Origin of the sequence: Spirillospora sp. NPDC000708 (assembly GCF_040299565.1) — a bacterium.
In the GTDB taxonomy this organism is placed as follows: domain Bacteria; phylum Actinomycetota; class Actinomycetes; order Streptosporangiales; family Streptosporangiaceae; genus Spirillospora.
The window spans coordinates 276,096-294,423 of record NZ_JBEPCJ010000002.1 but is presented as its reverse complement, the minus strand read 5'-3'; the positions used below and the strand labels follow the sequence as shown (position 1 = coordinate 294,423).

The 18,328-nt window shown below is 72.1% G+C and carries 15 protein-coding genes; 12 read left to right on the top strand and 3 right to left on the bottom strand.

Translation table 11 applies throughout. The annotated features are described in order from the left end of the window. Positions 1 to 92: 92 nt before the first annotated feature. The gene (locus ABT299_RS02915) at positions 93 to 857 is read right to left on the bottom strand and encodes a crotonase/enoyl-CoA hydratase family protein (RefSeq protein WP_151595668.1); all 765 of its coding nucleotides are present in this window, start codon (positions 855 to 857) and stop codon (positions 93 to 95) included. An 86-nt stretch (positions 858 to 943) separates the two neighbouring features. Here ABT299_RS02915 and ABT299_RS02910 point away from each other — a divergent pair, with 86 nt between their 5' ends. The 6 genes from ABT299_RS02910 (at position 944) to ABT299_RS02885 (ending at position 8,872) form a co-directional block, all read left to right on the top strand. Continuing rightward, entirely contained in the window at positions 944 to 2,020 is a 1,077-nt protein-coding gene (locus ABT299_RS02910) for an acyl-CoA dehydrogenase family protein (protein WP_151595670.1), read from the top strand. Between the two features lie 311 nt (positions 2,021 to 2,331). Further along, positions 2,332 to 3,591: an ABC transporter substrate-binding protein gene (locus ABT299_RS02905; RefSeq protein WP_500249572.1), complete on the top strand. Its 1,260-nt coding sequence runs from the start codon at positions 2,332 to 2,334 to the stop codon at positions 3,589 to 3,591. Further along, entirely contained in the window at positions 3,591 to 5,576 is a 1,986-nt protein-coding gene (locus ABT299_RS02900; protein WP_500249571.1) for an ABC transporter permease, read from the top strand. The genes ABT299_RS02905 and ABT299_RS02900 overlap by 1 nt, the downstream gene beginning before the upstream one ends. Further along, positions 5,554 to 6,321, top strand: coding sequence for an ABC transporter ATP-binding protein (locus tag ABT299_RS02895; protein WP_151595673.1), 768 nt, complete (start codon positions 5,554 to 5,556; stop codon positions 6,319 to 6,321). Before ABT299_RS02900 ends, ABT299_RS02895 begins: the two co-directional genes overlap by 23 nt. Further along, on the top strand, positions 6,318 to 7,082 hold the full coding sequence (locus tag ABT299_RS02890) for an ABC transporter ATP-binding protein (RefSeq protein WP_500249570.1): 765 nt from the start codon (positions 6,318 to 6,320) through the stop codon (positions 7,080 to 7,082). Before ABT299_RS02895 ends, ABT299_RS02890 begins: the two co-directional genes overlap by 4 nt. A 23-nt stretch (positions 7,083 to 7,105) precedes the next feature. Further along, entirely contained in the window at positions 7,106 to 8,872 is a 1,767-nt protein-coding gene (locus tag ABT299_RS02885) for an acyclic terpene utilization AtuA family protein (protein WP_500249569.1), read from the top strand. On the opposite strand, the gene ABT299_RS02880 is transcribed toward ABT299_RS02885, so the two are convergent. Together ABT299_RS02880 and ABT299_RS02875 are read right to left on the bottom strand one after the other, a co-directional pair. Beyond that, entirely contained in the window at positions 8,869 to 9,645 is a 777-nt protein-coding gene (locus ABT299_RS02880) for a FadR/GntR family transcriptional regulator (protein WP_500249568.1), read from the bottom strand. The two genes, ABT299_RS02885 and ABT299_RS02880, sit on opposite strands and share 4 nt — an antisense overlap. A gap of 147 nt (positions 9,646 to 9,792) precedes the next feature. Beyond that, positions 9,793 to 10,782 (bottom strand): LLM class flavin-dependent oxidoreductase, encoded by a 990-nt coding sequence (locus ABT299_RS02875; RefSeq protein WP_500249567.1) that lies wholly within the window; start codon positions 10,780 to 10,782, stop codon positions 9,793 to 9,795. A gap of 105 nt (positions 10,783 to 10,887) precedes the next feature. On the opposite strand from ABT299_RS02875, the gene ABT299_RS02870 reads away from it, so the two are divergent. From ABT299_RS02870 to ABT299_RS02845, 6 genes are all read left to right on the top strand, one after another. Then, positions 10,888 to 12,102, top strand: a complete 1,215-nt coding sequence (locus ABT299_RS02870) for an acyl-CoA dehydrogenase family protein (protein WP_202125231.1) — start codon at positions 10,888 to 10,890, stop codon at positions 12,100 to 12,102. Beyond that, on the top strand, positions 12,099 to 13,223 hold the full coding sequence (locus tag ABT299_RS02865) for an acyl-CoA dehydrogenase family protein (RefSeq protein ID WP_500249566.1): 1,125 nt from the start codon (positions 12,099 to 12,101) through the stop codon (positions 13,221 to 13,223). Before ABT299_RS02870 ends, ABT299_RS02865 begins: the two co-directional genes overlap by 4 nt. Next, a complete protein-coding gene (locus ABT299_RS02860) occupies positions 13,216 to 14,361 on the top strand; it encodes a thiolase family protein (RefSeq protein ID WP_151595678.1) in 1,146 nt (381 codons plus the stop codon). Before ABT299_RS02865 ends, ABT299_RS02860 begins: the two co-directional genes overlap by 8 nt. An 11-nt stretch (positions 14,362 to 14,372) precedes the next feature. Further along, on the top strand, positions 14,373 to 15,896 hold the full coding sequence (locus tag ABT299_RS02855) for a class I adenylate-forming enzyme family protein (protein WP_500249565.1): 1,524 nt from the start codon (positions 14,373 to 14,375) through the stop codon (positions 15,894 to 15,896). A 5-nt stretch (positions 15,897 to 15,901) separates the two neighbouring features. Then, a complete protein-coding gene (locus ABT299_RS02850) occupies positions 15,902 to 17,044 on the top strand; it encodes an acyl-CoA dehydrogenase family protein (protein ID WP_500249564.1) in 1,143 nt (380 codons plus the stop codon). A gap of 85 nt (positions 17,045 to 17,129) precedes the next feature. Next, the gene (locus tag ABT299_RS02845; protein WP_151595680.1) at positions 17,130 to 18,320 is read left to right on the top strand and encodes an acyl-CoA dehydrogenase family protein; all 1,191 of its coding nucleotides are present in this window, start codon (positions 17,130 to 17,132) and stop codon (positions 18,318 to 18,320) included. Positions 18,321 to 18,328: the final 8 nt, after the last annotated feature.

Genomic DNA, 18,328 nt, shown 5'->3' with positions numbered 1-18,328 from the left:
GACTTCGGCGCCCAACCACCCCCCTTCTGGCCACCTTTCCATGACCGGCGGGCGGGGGCGGGGGGCCCCGGCCGCCCGGCCGCGCCGGTCCCTTACTCGCCGCGCCAGACGGGTGGGCGCTTCTCGGCGAAGGCGGTGGCGCCTTCGCGGGCGTCGTACGAGGTGAAGATTGGCCGGATCAGCTCCTCCTGCCGCTCGAACGCCTCGTCCGAGGACCAGTCGGCGGAGGCGACGATGACCTCCTTGGTCGTGGCGACCGCGAGCGGGGCGTTCGCCGCGATGCGGCCGGCCAGGTCGCGGGCGGCGTCCAGGGCCCTGCCGCTCGGGGTCACCTCGACGACCAGGCCGTACTTCTCCGCATCCGCGGCGGAGAGGAACTCGCCGGTGAGGGCCAGCTTCATGGCGACGGCATAGGGGAGGCGCCGGGGCAGCCGGAGCAGGCCGCCGGCACCGGCCACCAGGCCCCGCTTGACCTCGGGGATGCCAAACTTGGCGTCGTCCGCCGCGACGATCAGATCGCAGGCGAGCGCCACTTCGCAGCCGCCGGCGAGGGCATAGCCCTCCACGGCGGCGATCACCGGCTTGCGCGGAGGGCGCAGGGTGATGCCCGCGAGCCCGCGGCCGGGGGCCGTGACGTTCTCCCCGGCGACGAAGGCCTTGAGATCCATGCCGGAGCAGAAGGTGCCGCCGGCGCCGGTGATCACGGCCGCGGTGAGGTCCTTGCGCGATTCGAACTCGTCGAGCGCGGTGGCGACTCCGTCGCTGACGGCACGGTTCACGGCGTTGCGGGCCTGCGGCCGGTTGATAGTGATGACGGTGACCCCGTCGGCGTGTTCGACCAGCACCTCGTCTGACATGGTGCTCCCCTCCTGATCGGTGACAGGCACCGAGTTCGACACATAGGATACTTCGTAAACTATGTCAGTTGGGAAGGGAGTGGGGCATGGAACTCGTCATCACCGAAGAGCAGGAAGCCCTCGTCGAGGCGGTGCGTCAGTGGCTGGACGCCACATCGGACCTGGAAGGCGCCCGTTCGGCGAATCCCGGCCAGAGCCGGATCCGCCGGGAGGGCCTCGCTGCCGCGAGTGCCATGGGCCTGCTCTCGCTGCTGCGAGCGGGGGAGGGCGGAACCCATGCCGACCTGACGCTGGTCGTGGAAGAGGTCGGGCGCGCGGCGACGCCGCTGCCGATCGGGCAGTCCGCGCTGGTGTGCCGGGTGCTGGACGACGTGGGCATCGCCGCGGACACAGCCGCCGGCGTCGCCGAAGGCAAGATCGTCGCCGTCCCCGCGCAGCCGGAACCCGGCGCGGAGCGCGTCGCCGCGGTCGAGCAGGCTGATGGCACGCTCTCGCTGAGCGGCCGCGTGCCACTGGTCGTCGGTGGCCTGGCGGCAGAGCTGTTCCTGGTGCCCGCCGTGGCGGCGGACGGCTCCCACTTCGTCGCCCTGGTACCGGCCACTGCCGACGGATTGTCCCGTACCGTGCGGACGGCCCTCGATCTCACCCGCGACTTCGCGTCCGTGACCCTCGACGGCGTGCGCGTTCCATCCGGCTCGTGGGCGAGGACGGCGGAGGGCACGGTCGAGGCCCTCGCGGACGCGCTCGCCCTGCACCATGCGGCGGACGCGGTCGGAGCGGCGGACCGCTTGCTCGAGATGACCGTCCAGTACGTCCGGGAACGGCGGCAGTTCGGACGCGCGGTCGGGAGCTTCCAGGCCGTCAAGCACCACTGCGCGACGATGGCGCTGGACGTGGAATGCGCCCGCATCACCGTCAGGGCCGCCTCGCAGGTCCTCGATTCGGCCGATCGGGCCGCCCGGCGAGCGCAGGTGTCGTCGGCGGCGTCCTTCGCCGGGGAAGCGTGCTCGCGCGTTGCCGGAACGGCGCTGCAGCTCCATGGTGGGATGGGCTTCACCTGGGAGCACGATCTGCACCTGCTGCTGCGCCGGGTCAAGACCGGGGAGCTGCTGGGCGGATCTCCGCGCCACCACCGCGCCCGGCTTCTCGACCTGGTCGCCTGAGGCCGTCGCCCCTTCGCACGTCCTGAACAGGCCATTTTCCGAGGCCGTGTGCCGTGAGGCCCGCCACCCGTGGCGGGCCTCACTCATGCCGGGGGTTCGCGGTCGGGTTCGGGGCATTCGCCCCGCCAGCGCGTGTGATCGCGGTGGTCTGGCAGTCAAGGAGCGCCCGTCAGGCACGGCGGCCCCGGCCGTCGCCGACGCTCTGGCGTGCGCGTATATCGCGAAAAGTGGTCTCTGTCACCTCTTGTTCTCTCGGGACGTCCGACGCATACTCCTTCCAATCCAAGTTGACCTAGTTAACGGAGTTGCTCATGTCTCGAGTCTTCGGCGCCGCACCCCGGCCGTCGACCGGTAGGGCCGCCGCCGCAGCCCTGGCCGTCGCCGCGCTGGCGCTGACGGCCGCCTGCGGCGACAACGGCGGTAAGGGCGGCTCGTCCGGCTCCGGTGGCGGTGCGGCGATCGCCCTGCCGACGAACAAGGCGACCGGCGCCCCGATCACGGTCGGGCTGATCAACGACGACACGAGCCCGCTCGGCAGCTACGCCGACATCAGCAAGTCCGCCCGCGCCGCCGTCTCGTACGTGAACGACAGCCTGGGCGGGGTGAAGGGCCGCCCGATTAAGCTGGCGGTCTGCACTCCCAACGGGTCCGCCGCCGCCTCGGCCAACTGCGCCGCCGAGCTGCTGCGCCAGAAGCCGGCCGCCGTGCTCGGCGGCCTCGACCTCGGCGCGGACGGGTCCGTCCCGGCACTGGCCAAGGCGGGCATCCCGTACGTGCCGTCCAGCCCGATCGGCGCGGTCGAGTTCACCTCGCCGAACTCCTTCTCGATGCTGGGCGGAGCACCCGGATCGGTGAGCGCGGGCTCGGTGTACGTCGCCGACAAGCTGAAGCCGAAGAAGGTCGCGGTGATGTTCAACGACAACCCGCAGGCCCGGCTCGCGGCGCAGGGCTACGCGCAGAAGGTCCTGCAGGGCAAGGGCGTCGCGAACGTCGCCATGGTCGCCTTCGGCAACAACGAGACCGACCTAACCGGTCCCGTCAGCCAGGCCATCAAGGGCGGCACCGACGTGGTGATCGGCATCATGCAGGGCAGCGGCTGCGCCAACGTCATCAAGGCCAAGCAGTCGCTCGGCAGCACCGCCAAGTTCCTGTTCCCGGGCTCGTGCGCGGACCCCCAGGTGCTCAAGGCGGCCGGGCCGGGAGCCGAGGGCACCTACTACGCCGTCCAGCAGCTCCTGCCGGGCTCGGGCGACCCCGACGTCGCGGCGTTCGAGGCGGCGCTCGCCAAGTACGACAAGTCGATCCCCGAGTCGGGCTTCGCCCAGGGCGTGTTCGGGACGGTCGTGACGCTGTCGAAGGTGATGGCCACCGCGTCCGCGCCGGACCAGCCGAAGGCGGTCACCGACGCGCTGAAGAGGACCGCGAACCTGAAGTCCTTCATGGGGCCGACGGTCACCTGCGACGGCAAGCAGCTCGCGGGGCTCGCCGCGTTCTGCACCAAGCAGGCGCGCATCGCCCAGTACAAGAACGGCAAGCTGAGCGACGCCGGCGGCGAATGGTTCTCCGCCTGATGGGCGACCTCTTGCAGTTCGCCATCCTGGGCCTGGGCGCCGGCACCGTCTACGCGGCGCTCGGGACCGGGGTGGTGCTGACGTACCAGGCGGCCGGCGTGGTCAACGTGGCGCTCGGCGCGCTGGCCATGTACGTGACGTTCACCTACGCGTTCCTCGAGAACGAGGGACGGCTCGTCCTTCCGGTCGGCAGCGTTCGGATGGCCGGGCTGCCCGTCGTGGTGGAGATCCTGCTCGCCCTGGCCGTCGCCGCCGTCATCGGCCTGCTCGCCTATGCGCTGGTGTTCCGTCCGCTGCGAACGGCGTCCGGCCTGCTGAAGCTGGTCGCGACCGTCGGTGTGACGGTGCTGCTCCAGGCGCTCGCGGTGCTGCGGTTCTCGACCAGCGCCAGCACGGTGCCGACGATCCTGCCGGACGAGCCGGTCCGGATCGCCGGCGCGACCATCCCGCGCGACCGGCTCTGCCTGGCCGCGATCGTCATCGTGGTGGCGGCGCTGCTGTGGGCCTTCACCCGGTTCACCCGGACCGGCGTGGCGATGCGCGCCGTCGCCGAGGACGAGCGGGCGGCGACGTTGCTGGGGCACTCCCCGGAACGGCTCTCGGCCCTGGCCTGGGCCTGCGCGTGCGTCGTCGCGGGCCTGTTCGGCATCCTCGCGGGGCCCGTCACCGGCCTCGACCCGGTGACGAACAGCCTGTTCGTGGTGCCCGCGCTCGCGGTCGCCCTCGTCGGGCGGCTCCGGTCGTTCGGTGCCACGGTCACCGCCGGCATTGTGCTGGGGATGCTCCAAGGGGTCCTGCTGAAGCTCCAGCAGGACTGGTCGTGGCTGCCGCAGGTCGGGCTGCGCGAAGCGGTGCCCTTCGTGGTGATCGTGGTGGCACTGGTCGTGCTCGGCGCGCGGCTGCCGTCGCGGGGCACCGCCGAGGAGGCGCGGCTGCCGAAGGTGCCGCGCACTCCGCCGCGTCCCGTGTCGTTCACCGCGGCCGTCGGGGTCGCCGTGGTCCTGACGATCGTGCTCACCGGCCCGTACCGGACGGCGCTGACCACGTCGATCGTCGCGACGCTCGTGTGCCTGAGCATCGTCGTCCTCACCGGGATGCTGGGGCAGATCTCGCTGGCCCAGATGACCTTCGCCGGGGCCGCGGGGTTCGTGCTCAGCAACCTGACCACGCGCGCGCACGTCCCGTTCCCCCTCGCGCCGCTCCTCGCCATCGCGGCGGCGGTCGCGGTCGGCGTTCTGGTGGCGATACCGGCCCTGCGCATCCGCGGCGTCACCCTCGGCGTGGTGACGCTGGGACTCGGCATGGCGGTCAACGAGTTCGTCTTCAAGAACCCCGACTGGACAGGCGGGCTCGGCGGCAGCAGGGTGCCCGAGGCCTCGCTGTTCGGAGTCGGGTTCGGCGGCTCCGGCGATCTCAGCTTCGCGCTGTTCGCGCTGGTCGTCGTCAGCGTGCTGGCGTTCGGCGTGCTGTGGCTGCGGCGGACGCGCCTCGGCGGGCAGATGCTCGTCGTGCGCGCGAACGAGCGGGCGGCCGCGGCGGCGGGTGTGAACGTCGCCGGGGTCAAGCTCGCCGGCTTCGGGATCGCGGCGGGTCTCGCCGGCACGGCCGGGACGCTTCTGGGCTACCAGCAGCAGAGCCTGTCGTTCCAGGACTTCGACGTGTTCGTGTCGCTCACCTATGTCGCCGTCGTCTACCTCGCAGGCATCAGCCGCGTTTCCGGGGCGGTCATCGCGGGCGTTCTCGCTCCCGGCGGCCTGCTGTTCTACGCGCTGGACAAGTGGATCCACCTCGGCAAGTACAGCGCCCTGGTCAGTGCCATCGGCCTGATCGCGGCGCTCGTCACCACGCCGGGCGGCGTCGCCGGACGGCTGGAGGAGCAGGCGCGGTGGCTCGGGAAACGGCTGCGGAGCGGCGCGGCGCGGCCTGGGGCCGCGTCCGGGAACGGGAGTGAGGAGGGCGCGCATGTCGTCGCTGGAAGTTCGTGAGCTGAGCGTCTCCTTCGGGGGCGTTCGCGCTGTCGACGCCGTCACCCTCACGGCCGAGGCGGGAAAGCTGACGGGTCTGATCGGGCCCAACGGCGCCGGAAAGACCACCCTCCTGGACGCCTGCACCGGTTTCGTGTCCGCGCGCGGCGAAGTGCGGTTGGGCGGTGAGCGCATCGACCGGTCGCCCGCCTACCGCCGCGCCCGCAAGGGACTCGTCCGGACCTTCCAGACCCTCGACCTGTTCGACGACCTGACGGTCGGGGACAACGTCGCCGCCGGAACGCCACCGGAAGGGCGTCGCCGCTGGTGGCACCAGTTGAGCGCCATGCCGAGCGCGGCCTCGCCCGCCGTCCGGGAGGCGTTGGAGACCGTCGGCCTGGACGGCTGCGCCGCATTGTTCCCGGGGCAGCTCAGCCAGGGGCAGCGCAGCCTGGTCTCGCTGGCCCGCGCCCTGATCGCGGGCCCCGACGTCCTGCTACTGGACGAACCCGCCGCCGGTCTCGACTCGCACGAGAGCGACGAGTTGGGCGAACGACTGGCCGCGATCCGCGACAAGGGCACCACCATCCTGCTCGTGGAGCACGACATGGGGCTCGTCCTCGGGCACTGCGATCACGTGCACGTCCTGGACGGCGGCCGGATGCTCGCCTCGGGCACTCCCGAGCAGGTCCGCGAGAACCCCGCCGTGCGGGCGGCGTACCTGGGCGAAGTCACCGAAGAGGCGGGGAGGGAGAGCGCGCAGTGAAAATCTTGGAGGCGCGCGGTCTCAGCGTCGGCCATGGCGACACGACCGTGGCGCGCGACCTCGACCTCGACGTGGCGCCCGGGGAGATCGTCGGGATCTTCGGGCCGAACGGGGCGGGGAAGACCACCACCCTGCTCACCCTGGCCGGCTGCCTGCCGGCCCACGCGGGCACGGTCACCGCGCTCGGCTCCGCCCTCGGACGTTCGGCGGACGCCCGCGCCCTGGCCCGTCGCGGCGTGCGGCTCGTGCCGGAGGACCGCGGCCTGTTCCGCCAGCTCACGGTACGGGAGAACCTTGTCCTCGGGCTGCCCGGCCGGAGCGCCGGCAAGAGCGCGCTGAACGAGACGCTCGATGCGCTGCCGAAGCTGCGGACGCTGCTGTCGCGCCGTGCCGGCCTGCTGTCGGGCGGAGAGCAGCAGCAGCTCGCGCTCGCCCGGGCCTTGCTCGGCCGCCCGAAACTGCTGCTCGTCGACGAGATGTCGCAGGGACTGGCGCCGACCATCGCGATGGGGTTGCTGCGGATGCTCAAGGTACGGGCCGCCGAGCAGGGGACGTCCGTCCTCCTCGTGGAACAGCACGTCCCGATGGCCTTGGACGTCGTCGACCGCGCCTACGTGTTCGGGCACGGAAGGATCATGTTCGCCGGAACGGCCGCGGAGCTGGCCGGTTCACCGGACGTCCTAGCCGCCGTCTACCTGGGCGCCGGCGACGGGTCGGCGACGGGCCCCGCGGACGGCCCTTCACCGAGCCCGGACAAGTGAGCATGACGAAAGGAGAGCGGCAGTTGAGGAACAGGGCCGTCCGGATCGCGAACTTCTCGGGGTACCTCGGTGATCGCCGCAGTGCCTTCGACGAGGCGATGGCCGGCGATCCGGTGGACGTCCTGGTGGGCGACTACCTCGCGGAGATCACCATGGCCGGAGTGTCGGCCGCCCTCGATGCGGACCGGCAGGCCCTCGCGGGGTTCTCCGTCGGCTACTTCCTGGAGCAGATCTGCCCCCATCTCGCGGCCGTCGCCGAGCACGACCTCAAGATCGTGGTCAATGCCGGCGCCTTCGATCCCGCCGGGCTGGCGGAGCGGGTGCGGGCGGCCGCCGCCCACGCCGGCGTCGAGTTGGACGTCGCCCACGTCGAGGGGGACGGCGTCCTGCATCGGCTCGAGGACCTGCGGGCGGCCGGGCACGACCTGGCGCACCTCGACACCGGCGCCCCGCTGGACGAGCTGGCCGGCGAGCCCATCGCCGCGAACGCCTACCTCGGCGGATGGGGCATCACCGCGGCGCTGAGGGAGGGAGCCGACATCGTCGTCTGCGGCCGCGTCACCGACGCCTCCTTGGTGACGGGGCCCGCCGCCTGGTGGCACGACTGGGGCCGCGAGGACTGGGACCGGCTGGCGGGCGCGGTCGTCACCGGCCACATCATCGAGTGCGGCGCCCAGGCGGCCGGCGGCAACTTCGCCGGCTTCACCCGGCTTCCCGGCATGCTCAGACCCGGCTTCCCGATCGCGGAGATCGCCGCGGACGGCGGAAGCGTGATCACCAAGCACGGCGCCGACGAAGGGGCGGTGACCGTGGACACGGTGACAGCGCAACTGGTGTACGAGATTCAGGGGCCGCACTATCTCAATCCCGACGTCACGGTGGACATGGGCAGTGTCCGGCTGCGCCAGTCCGGGCGGGACCGCGTCCGGGTGAGCCCTGTCACGGGAGCACCGCCGCCTCCAACGACCAAAGTGGCGATCTACGCCCCGGCCGGATACCAGATCGGCATCACGACCCACCTGACCGGCTTGGACGTCGAGGAGAAGGCCGGTCTTCTGGAGCGGCAGGTGCGCCGGATCGCCGCTGAGGCTGCGGTGGACGAACTGGTCATGGGCCGCCACGGGACCCCCGTCACCGACCCCCGGACCCAGGACGAGGCGACGATCGGTTTCCGTGTGGCGGCGGCGGCCGAGCGCCCGGAGCCGCTACAACGGCTCTACAGGGAGACGCAGGCGCTCGGACTCAGCAGCATCCCCGGATTCATGGGGGTCGAATCGGCCGGTCCGAAGCGGCGCATCGACTACTGGCCGGGTCTGCTGCCGCAAGAGGTGCTCGATCACGAGACGGTGCTGCACGACGGTCGGCGCATCGCCATCGATCCCCCGGAAACCGAGCCGTTCCACGGGCAGCCCGTGCATCCCGACCCCGAGCCTCCCCCGCCCACGCCGACCGAACGTGTCCCGCTGGGGCGGATCGCTTATGCGCGCAGCGGCGACAAGGGCGGCAACAGCAATCTCGGCATTTGGACGGACGTTCCGGAAGCCTGGCCGTGGCTGCGCGCCGCGCTGACGACGAGTGAGCTGCGCCGCCTGCTCCCCGAGACGGAGAACCTGACGATCGTCCGGCACGAGTTCCCCCACCTGCGCGCCGTGCACTTCGTCCTCTGCGGGCTTCTCGGGAACGCGGGATCCAGCAACCTGCGCCTGGACGTGATCGGGAAGGCGGTCGGCGAACACGTCCGTGCCCGCTTCGTGGACGTCCCCGTCCGTCTGCTGGCCGGTACGCCCTAGTCCAGGACGTCGATGACGCGGGTGGCCTGGTGGCCGGCGAGCACCAGCTCGTCGGCCACTTCGAGGTGCCGGCGCCAGAACCGCTCGGCCTCGTCGGCCTTGCCCGCCCGCACGAGCTGGACCAGCTTCTCGTAGGCGCGGACGGCGCGCCTGTAGTTGACCTGCGGGTCGTCGTGCGCGGCACCGCTCGCGGTGCTCGCCTCCGCCTCCCGGATGCGCACGGAACTCTGCGTCTGCCGCAGGATGATCTCGTGCACCATCCCGGCCATCAACGCGAGGGTCTGGTTGCCGGACAGCTCGACGAGCCGCAGGTGGAACCGCGCCGTGGCGGCGGCGAACCGCTCGGCGTCGTCGGCCAGGCAGGCCCGCACCTCCTCCAGCGACACCTCCAGGTCGCCGTGGTCGGCCTCGGAGTTCAGCGCGAGAAGCCTGGCCGCGGTCGGCTCGATCGCGCTGCGCGCGACGTAGACGTCCGCGAGGGTCGCCCGGCCCAGCTGGAGCTGGAGCGCGGCGGGACGGGCGACCACCTCCGGTCCCGGGACGGTCACCCGCGCGCCCGTGCGCGATCCGCGGCGCAGCTCGATCAGGCCTTCGGCCTCGAGCACCCGGACGGCCTCCCGGAGCGTCGGCCGGGAGACGCCGAAGTGCTCCAGCAGCGTGGACTCGTGCGGGAGGAAGTCGCCGTCCTTTAGCTCGCCGTCGACGATCATGCGCCGGAGGCGCCGCGCGACGAGTTCCCCCATCTTGGGCGGCCGGACGTCGGCGGGGGGCATCGCAAGGGTTCCGCCTCGCCGTCCGGAGTCCGGCTCTGCCATCGCTGCGTCATCCTCCTTCGGCGGCGGTGACGGCCGCCGGCCACGATCTCTGCGTCACTCACAATAGCTACCGGCCGGTCGCGCGCGAGCCGTGGAAGCGTGTGTTCAGCCGGCCATGAGCCGGATCGACTCGGTCGCGTACGCGGCGCGGCGTCGCTCGCCGACCATGAACGCCGGGGTGGACAGGAACGCCAGGTCCGGCAGGACCTCTCGTGCCGCGAGCTGGTCGCGGGCGTCCGCGCGCGTCCCGGAGAGCGCGATCGCGTGCAGGATCTCGTCGGTCACGGCGGCGGCCATCGCGTCGATGTCGCCGCGCCGGAACGCCTCGCGGATCTCTGCCGTCTCCTTCTGCCAGCCGTGCAGGTCGGCGAAGGTGTCGTAGGTCTTGACGGTGAGATAGAACGCGATCTGGAGCCGGGCGTCGCGACGGGCGCGCTCGGGCTCGTCCTCGTTGATCGCCGTGATCAGCCAGCCCCAGCGGCGTGGCCCGGTGGTGGCGCGGCCGGCCGCCGAGGCGCCCTCCGCCAGTTCGGGGTTCACCACCTCCGACCACCAGCGATCGGTGAACAGGCCGTGTCCGAGGACGCCGTCCGCGACCTGCCCGGCGGTGCGGATCATCCGCCGGTTGAACGCTCCGAGCAGGATCGGGATGTCGAGCCGGCCGAGAACGGGCGCCTTGATCGCGGCATTGATCGGGTAGAACTCGCCCTCGTTGACCACCCGCTCTCCGTTCTCGGCGTGCAGGTAGGCGCGGACGGCGGCGACGAGGTCGGCCATCCGGCGCACCGGCTCGCTCGCCGGCACTGAGAACCAGTCGGTGTTCATCCGGCGGGTGCCCGAGCCGAGGCCGAGGAACAGCCGTCCCGGCGCCCGCTTGGAGAGCTGGCGGAGAGCGGAGGCGTGCACGAAGGGGGAGCGCGCGAAGGCATAGGCGATCCCCGGCCCCACCATGGCGCGTTCGGTCGCACCGACCATCTCGCCGGTCGTCAGGTACGCGTTGTGGTCGGCGAACTCGCCGGCGCAGAACGCCGAGGCGCCCGCCTTCTCGGCCTCCGCCGCCAGCTCCGCCCCGGGCCAGGGAAGTCCCCACTCCATCGGTCCGCCTCCTCGTCAGTCCTGTTCCTCTGGTAGATAACCTAGTAAACCATGTATGCTCCGTTCGAGTAGAACCAAGTTCGAATCAACACGCGAGGAGGATGGATGTCCACCGTCCAGACCGGAGTCGCGGGCACGTCCCGCGACACCGCGTCCGACACCGGGCCCGGCTGGCGGGCGCGGCTGGGCGACTTCCTCACGGCCCACCAGGGTCGCCCGCCCCGTGACAGGGCAGCCCGCCTCCAGTGGGCCAGGGACTTCCACGCGGATCTCGAAGAGGCCGGTCTCGCCGCGCCGGGCTGGCCGGCCGACGCCGGAGGCATGGCGCTCGGCCTCGTCGACCAGATCGCCTATCACCGGCTGATGACCAAGGCGCGGGCCCCGAAGCATCCCTGCGGGCTGTCGTTCATCGTCGCGCCCACCCTCATCAAGCACGGGACTCCCGAGCAGAAGGCGCGCTTCCTGCGGCCGCTGCTGCGCGCCGACGAGTTCTGGTGCCAGGGCTTCTCCGAGCCCGGCGCGGGCAGCGACCTGACCGCCCTGTCGACCCGCGCGGTGCGCGAGGGCGACGACTACCTCGTCACCGGCCAGAAGATCTGGACGTCGATGGCGGACCAGGCCGACTGGATGTTCGCGCTGGTCCGAACCGGTCCGCCCGAACCCGGTCCCGCCGGCATCAGCTATCTGCTCATCCCGATGGACGCGCCCGGCATCACCGTCCGGCCGCTGCGCGACATCAGCGGCGGCGCCCACTTCGCCGAGGTGTTCCTCGACGAGGTCCGCGTTCCCGCGGCGAACCTGGTGGGCGAGGAAGGCGGCGGCTGGGCCATCGCCCGCACGAGCCTCGGCCACGAGCGCGCGACCGCGTTCCTCTCCGACGAGTTCCGCTACCGCCGGATCGTGGACGAGCTGTTCTCCCTGGCTCTGACCACGGGTGAGGCCGATGACCCCGTGGTCCGCCAGGCGCTCGCCGGCCTCGAGGCGGCGGTGCGGGTGCTGGCGTCCAACAGCCGCCGCGCCCTGGAGGCCGTGCTCCGCGGAGACGATCCGGGGGCGGCCGCTTCGGTGAACCGGCTCGTCAAGTCCGAGTTCGACCAGCGGCTGCACGAAGTGGCGCTCCGCGTGCTCGGTCCGGCTGCGGTGCTCGGCCAGCGCGAGCCGTCCGCGCCCGAACACGGCCGCTGGACGTACGGATACCTGATGAGCCGGTCGTCGACGATCGGCGCGGGTACCGCGGAGATCCAGCGGAACACGATCGCGGAGAAGGTGCTGGGACTGCCCTCCCATCGCGACGATCCGCGGAGCGGGGGCGCCCGATGAGCGAGGCCGAGATCGAAGGCGAGCTGCGCGGCGCCATCGCCCGGCTGCTGCGCGACCGCTGCGGCATCGAGACCGTGGCCGCGCTGGCGGACGGTCCGGACCAGTGGGACGAAAGTCTGTGGCGCGCGCTCACCGAGGTGGGCGTACCGGGACTGCCCGTCGGCGAGGAGCACGGTGGCGGGGGAGCGGGTTTCGCGCTCGCCGCCGCTGCGCAGGAGGAACTGGGCCGCCGGCTGGCGCCCGTCCCGACCGTCTCGCTGGTCGCCGTGCAGGCCGCACTGATGGCCGCCGGATCCGACGTCGCGGAACGGTGGCTGCCGCGGCTGACGTCCGGTGAGGTCGTCGCCGCCGTCGCGACGGGGCGGACCGCGGACGGCTGGAGCGCCGCCGACGACGTCTGTGCGACACGCGGCCGCGATGGCTGGTCGCTCCACGGCCACGTGCCGATCGTCGCCGACGCCCCGGCGGCCGGGCTGCTCCTCGTCGCGTGCGTCACCGACGACGGAGACCCCGGTCTCTTCCTCACCGAGATCGACGCATCGGCCGGAGTGCACGCGCTGGAAGCGCTCGACCCGACACGCCCCCTCGGCGGCGTCACCCTGGACGGGCCCGCCGAACGCGTCACCGGGCCGTCCGGCCACGACACCGTGCTGGCCGCGGCGGAGAACGCCGCGCTGGTGATGCTGGCCGCCGACATGGTGGGCGTCGGTGCCGAGGCGACCGGCCTCGCCGTCGACCACGCCAAGACCCGCCACCAGTTCGGCCGTGCCATCGGTTCCTTCCAGGCGATCTCCCACCGCGCCGCCGACATGTTCGTGGCGGTCGAGTCGGCCCGCGCGCTGGTCGCCGCCGCGGCGGGCGCGCTCGACGAGGACCCCGGTTCCGCCGAGACCCGGATCGCCGTCCGGCTCGCCGCCGCGCAGGCCGTCGACGCGGCCGTCGCCGCCACCCAGGGCTGCGTGCAGATCCACGGCGGGATGGGCTTCACCTGGGAGCATCCCGCCCACCGCTACCTGCGCCGCGCCAAGGGCGCCGAGGCGCTGATCGCCTTTCCCGACCGCCTGCGCGAGCAGGCCGTGACCGCTGTGCTCCACAGCCGAAAAGAGGACTCCCATGCGTGACGCAGTGATCGTCGACGCGGTCCGTACCCCGGTCGGCCGCCGCAACGGCGCGCTGTCCGGCGTCCACCCGGTCGACCTGTCCGCGACCGTGCTGACCGCGCTGGCGGCGCGGACCGGCGTCGACCCGTCCCTGATCGACGACGTGATCTGGGGGTGCGTGCAGCAGGTCGGCGACCAGGCCAACAACATCGCGCGCAACGCGGTGCTGTCGGCCGGCTGGCCGGAGTCGGTGGCCGGCACGTCCGTGGACCGGCAGTGCGGATCGTCCCAGCAGACCGTGCACTTCGCCGCCGCCGGACTGATCGCCGGGCAGTACGACGTCGTCGTCGCCGGCGGCGTGGAGAGCATGTCCCGCGTACCGATGGGCACCTCTGTGCTCGACGGGAACCCGATGGGACCGGGCTTCGAGAAGCGTTACGGCATCGCCATGGCCAACCAGGGCATCGGCGCCGAGATGATCGTCGAGCGCTGGGGGATGTCCCGCGAGCGGCTGGACGAGTTCTCCCTCGCCTCGCACGCCAAGGCCGCCGCCGCGATCGACGCGGGCCGCTTCGAGAGCCAGATCGTCCCGGTCACGCTGGACGACGGGACCCGCGTCGACACCGATGAGGGCGTCCGGCGCGGCGGGACCCTGGAGTCGCTCGCCAAGCTGAAGCCGGCCTTCAAGGCGGACGGCACGATCCACGCCGGCAACAGCTCGCAGATCAGCGACGGCGCCGCGGGGCTGCTGATGACCACCTCCGAGAAGGCCGCCGAGCTCGGCCTGACGCCCCTCGCCCGCGTGCACACCGCCGTGATCGCCGCCGACGACCCGGTCATCATGCTGACGGCGCCGATCCCGGCCACCCGCAAGGCGATCGAGCGGAGCGGCCTGTCCCTCGACCGGATCGGCGTGTTCGAGGTCAACGAGGCGTTCGCGCCCGTGCCGCTCGCATGGCTGCACGACCTCGGCGCCGACGAGAAGGCCCTCAACGTCAACGGCGGCGCCATCGCCCTGGGGCATCCGCTCGGCGGCAGCGGGGCCCGGCTCATGACCACCCTCGTCCACCAGATGCGCGACTCGGGCACGACCTACGGACTCCAGACGATGTGCGAGGGCGGCGGCATGGCCAACGCCACCATCCTCGAGCTGCTGTGAAGGAGACTTCGGTGATCACTTCGGCGACCACGTCCGCGCTGGCCGCGCGGTTGCGCGGGCTGGACGACGTCGGCGGCGACGTCCCGGCCGTCGAGTTCGGCGGAGCCTGGGTCGCCTGGGGCGACCTGCGGCGCCTCGCCGCCCGGGCGTCCGCGGAGCTGGACGCCCTCGGCCTGGGCGAGGGCGCGCGGGTCGGGGTCGTCCTGGAGAACCGGCCGGAGTCGATCGCGCTGGTCTGGCTCGCCCTGACGACCGGCCGGTGCCTGACCGTCTTCAACCCGCTCCAACCGATGGAGCGGCTGACCGCCGAGATCGGCCGCGGCGCACCGCCCGTGCTGTTCGCCACGTCACGGTTCTGGGACGACCAGGCGTTCACGTTCGCGGCCGTGAAGGCGGGGGCCGCCGGGTTCGTCCTGGACGGCCCGGACGCACGGGCCGCCGAGCTCCCGTCCGTCCTCCACCCGGCGAGCCCCACGCGCACCGCGCCGGGGATCGCCGTCGAGCTGTCGACGTCCGGTACGACGGGGCCGCCCAAGCGGATCCCGCTGTCGTACCGGCAAATCGAGGCGGCGCTCGGCTCGGTCAACGGTCATATGGCGCCCGGGCAGCGCGAACGCGCGCCGTTCACCGGCGGGGTCAGCCTCATCACCACGCCGATGGTGCACATCGGCGGGCTCTGGGGGGCGGTGCAGGGCCTCGCGGAGACGCGCCGGCTCGTCCTGCTGGAGCGCTTCACCGTGGACGGCTGGAGGGACGCCGTGCGCCGGCACCGCCCGCGGATCGCTGGGCTGCCCCCGGCGGCCATCCGCAGCGTCCTCGACGCGGACGTCCCCGCCGAGGACCTGGAGAGCCTGCGGGCCATCACCGCCGGCGCCGCGCCGACCCCGCCGGAGCTGGCCGACGCGTTCCTCGACCGGTACGGCATTCCCGTCCTCGTCGTGTACGGCGCGACGGAGTTCTCCGGCGCCGTCGCCGGCTGGTCCCTGCGCGACCACGGCAAATGGTGGGTGCGCAAGCGCGGCAGCGTCGGCCGCCCGTTCCCCGGCGTCGAACTGCGGGTGACCGGTGAGGACGGCGCGCCGCTCGCCACCGGCGAGGTCGGCGTGCTGGAGATCCGGACGCCGCAGGCCGGCAGCGACGGCGACTGGATCCGCACGAGCGACCTCGCCCGAGTGGACGAAGACGGGTTCCTCTGGCTGCGCGGCCGCGCCGACGACGTGATCATCCGGGGCGGCTTCAAGGTGCTGCCGTCGACCGTCGTGACCGCTCTCGAACGGCACCCGGCGATCGCCGAGGCGGCGGTCGCGGGCGTCCCCGACCGGCGGCTCGGGCATGTGCCCGTCGCCGCGTTCGAGCTGGCGCCCGGCCACGAGGCGCCGGCCGGCGACGAGCTGCGCGCCTTCTGCCGCAAGGAACTGCTGCCCTACGAGGTCCCGGTGCGGTTCCTGCCCGTGGAAGCACTGCCGCGCGGAGTCTCGCAGAAGGTCAGCCGCACCGACCTGCTCGCCCTCTTCACCGGAGCCGAAGGGAAGTGACCGCGATGGAACGCGACGTATTCGAGGCCGATCACCGGGCGTTCCGCGAGGTCGTCCGGGACTTCGTCACCCGTGAGATGGCGCCGCACATGGAGCGCTGGGAGAAGGCGGGGATCGCCGACCGGGAGATCTTCACCGCGGCGGCGAAGGTCGGGCTGGTCGGGTTCAACGTCCCCGAGGAGTTCGGCGGGGGAGGCGTGGACGACTTCCGCTTCAACGCCATCGTCGCCGAGGAACTCGCCGCATCCGACGTCCACGGCCCCGGCTTCACCCTGCACAACGACGTCGTCGCGCCGTACCTGCTGAAGATGGCGAACGATGAGCAGAAGGCGCGATGGCTGCCGCCGTTCGCTTCCGGCGAGGAGATCTGGGCGATCGCGATGACCGAGCCCGGCACGGGCAGCGACCTGAAGGGCATCGCCACGACGGCGGTGTGCGACGGCGACGACTGGGTCATCAACGGCGCGAAGACCTTCATCTCGAACGGCATCAATTCCGATCGGGTCATCGTCGTCGCCAAGACCGACCCCGCGGGCGGCAGCAAGGCCTTCACCCTCTTCGTCGTCGAGCGGGGCATGGACGGGTTCACCCGCGGCCGCAACCTGGACAAGATGGGCCTGCACGCGCAGGACACGGCGGAGCTGAACTTCGACAACGTCCGCGTTCCCGCCGCGAACCTGCTCGGCGAGGAGGGCAGGGGCTTCTACCAGCTCATGACCAACCTCCCCGAGGAGCGGATGTCCATCGCCGTGTCGGCGGTCGCCGCCTCCCGCTCGATCCTCGACCAGACGATCGAGTACGCCAAGACGCGCACCGCGTTCGGGCAGTCGATCGGCTCCTTCCAGAACAGCCGGTTCCTGCTCGCCGAACTCGACACCGAGGTCGACATCGCTCAGGTGTTCGTCGACCGCTGCCTGCGCGCCTTGTCGACCAACGAGCTGACCCACGTCGAGGCGGCCAAGGCCAAGTGGTGGACGACCGAGCTGCAGCAGCGGGTCGTCGACCGCTGCGTGCAGTTGCACGGCGGGTACGGGTACATGAACGAGTATCCGGTCGCGAAGGCGTTCGTGAACGCCCGTATCCAGACCATCTACGGCGGCACCACCGAGATCATGAAGGAGATCGTGGGCCGCGCGCTGGGCGTCTGACACCCGCCGGCCAGGGGCCGGCATCACGGGACCGCCGCCGGACCGCCGCCACGGCGGTCCGGCTCAGCCGAGGAGGAGAACGACCGTGGAGTTCGGTGCCGGTACACCGCTGGAGGACTTCCGCCGGGAGGTGAGGGAGTTCGTCGCCGCGCACGCCCCCCGCTTCAAGGTGCGCGCCGGGGTGCGAAGCCCGGAGGACGAAGGCGAGCTGAAGGCGTCCCTGCGGTGGACGGCCGAACTGTACGCCGCCGGATACCTGGGCGCCGACTGGCCTGAGCGGTTCGGCGGGACCCCGGAGCATGACCCGCTCCGCGACGTTGTCGTCCGGGAGGAGATCGCGCGGGCCCGCGCCCCTATGCCCGGCTCCGGCAGCGACCTGGCCGCGCACGCCCTGATCGGGTTCGGCACGGAGGCGCAGAGACAGAAACACCTGCCGGCCATCCGGGACGGCGAGCAACTGTGGTGCCAGCTGTTCAGCGAGCCGGACGCCGGCAGCGACCTGGCCTCCCTGCGCACCTCCGCCGTCCGGGACGGCGACGACTGGGTGATCAACGGCCAGAAGGTGTGGACGACCAACGGGCACTGGGCCGACCTCGGCTACCTGCTCGCCCGCACGGACCCCGACGCTCCCAAGCACAAGGGCATCAGCGCCTTCGTGCTGGACATGCGGGCGCCCGGCGTCCAGGTGAGGCCGCTGCGCGAGCTGACCGGCACCTCCGACTTCAACGAGGTCTTCTTCGACCAGGTGCGCGTACCCACCGAGGCGATGATCGGGAAGCCCGGGCAGGGCTGGGCCATCGCCAACACCTCGCTCGCGCAGGAACGGCACGGGGTCGGCGCCTCGGTCGTCTCGGTGGAGATGGCCTGGGAGGACCTCGTCAAGACCGCCCGCACTCTGAAGATCGACGGGCGGCCCGCGATCGACCTGGAGGACGTCCGGCAGCAGCTCGCCGCCTTCCGCGCCGAGGTCGACGCCGTCGCGGCCCTGGCGCACGCGTCGCTGATGCGCTGGAGCGCGGGCAAGGACCGCATCACCGACGCGCCGATGGCCAAGCTCGGCTTCAGCGAGCTGAACCTGCGCCTCGCCGAGTACGCGGTGTCACTGCTCGGTGAGCGCGGCGTGCTGACGGAAGGCGACGACGAGGCCGTCGACGAGGGCCGCTGGCAGGACGCCTACCTGTACGCCCGCGCCTACACGATCGCGGGCGGCAGTTCCGAGGTCATGCGCAACATCATCGCCGAGCGAGGCCTCGGCCTGCCCCGAGAGCCACGCTGAGGAGGGAC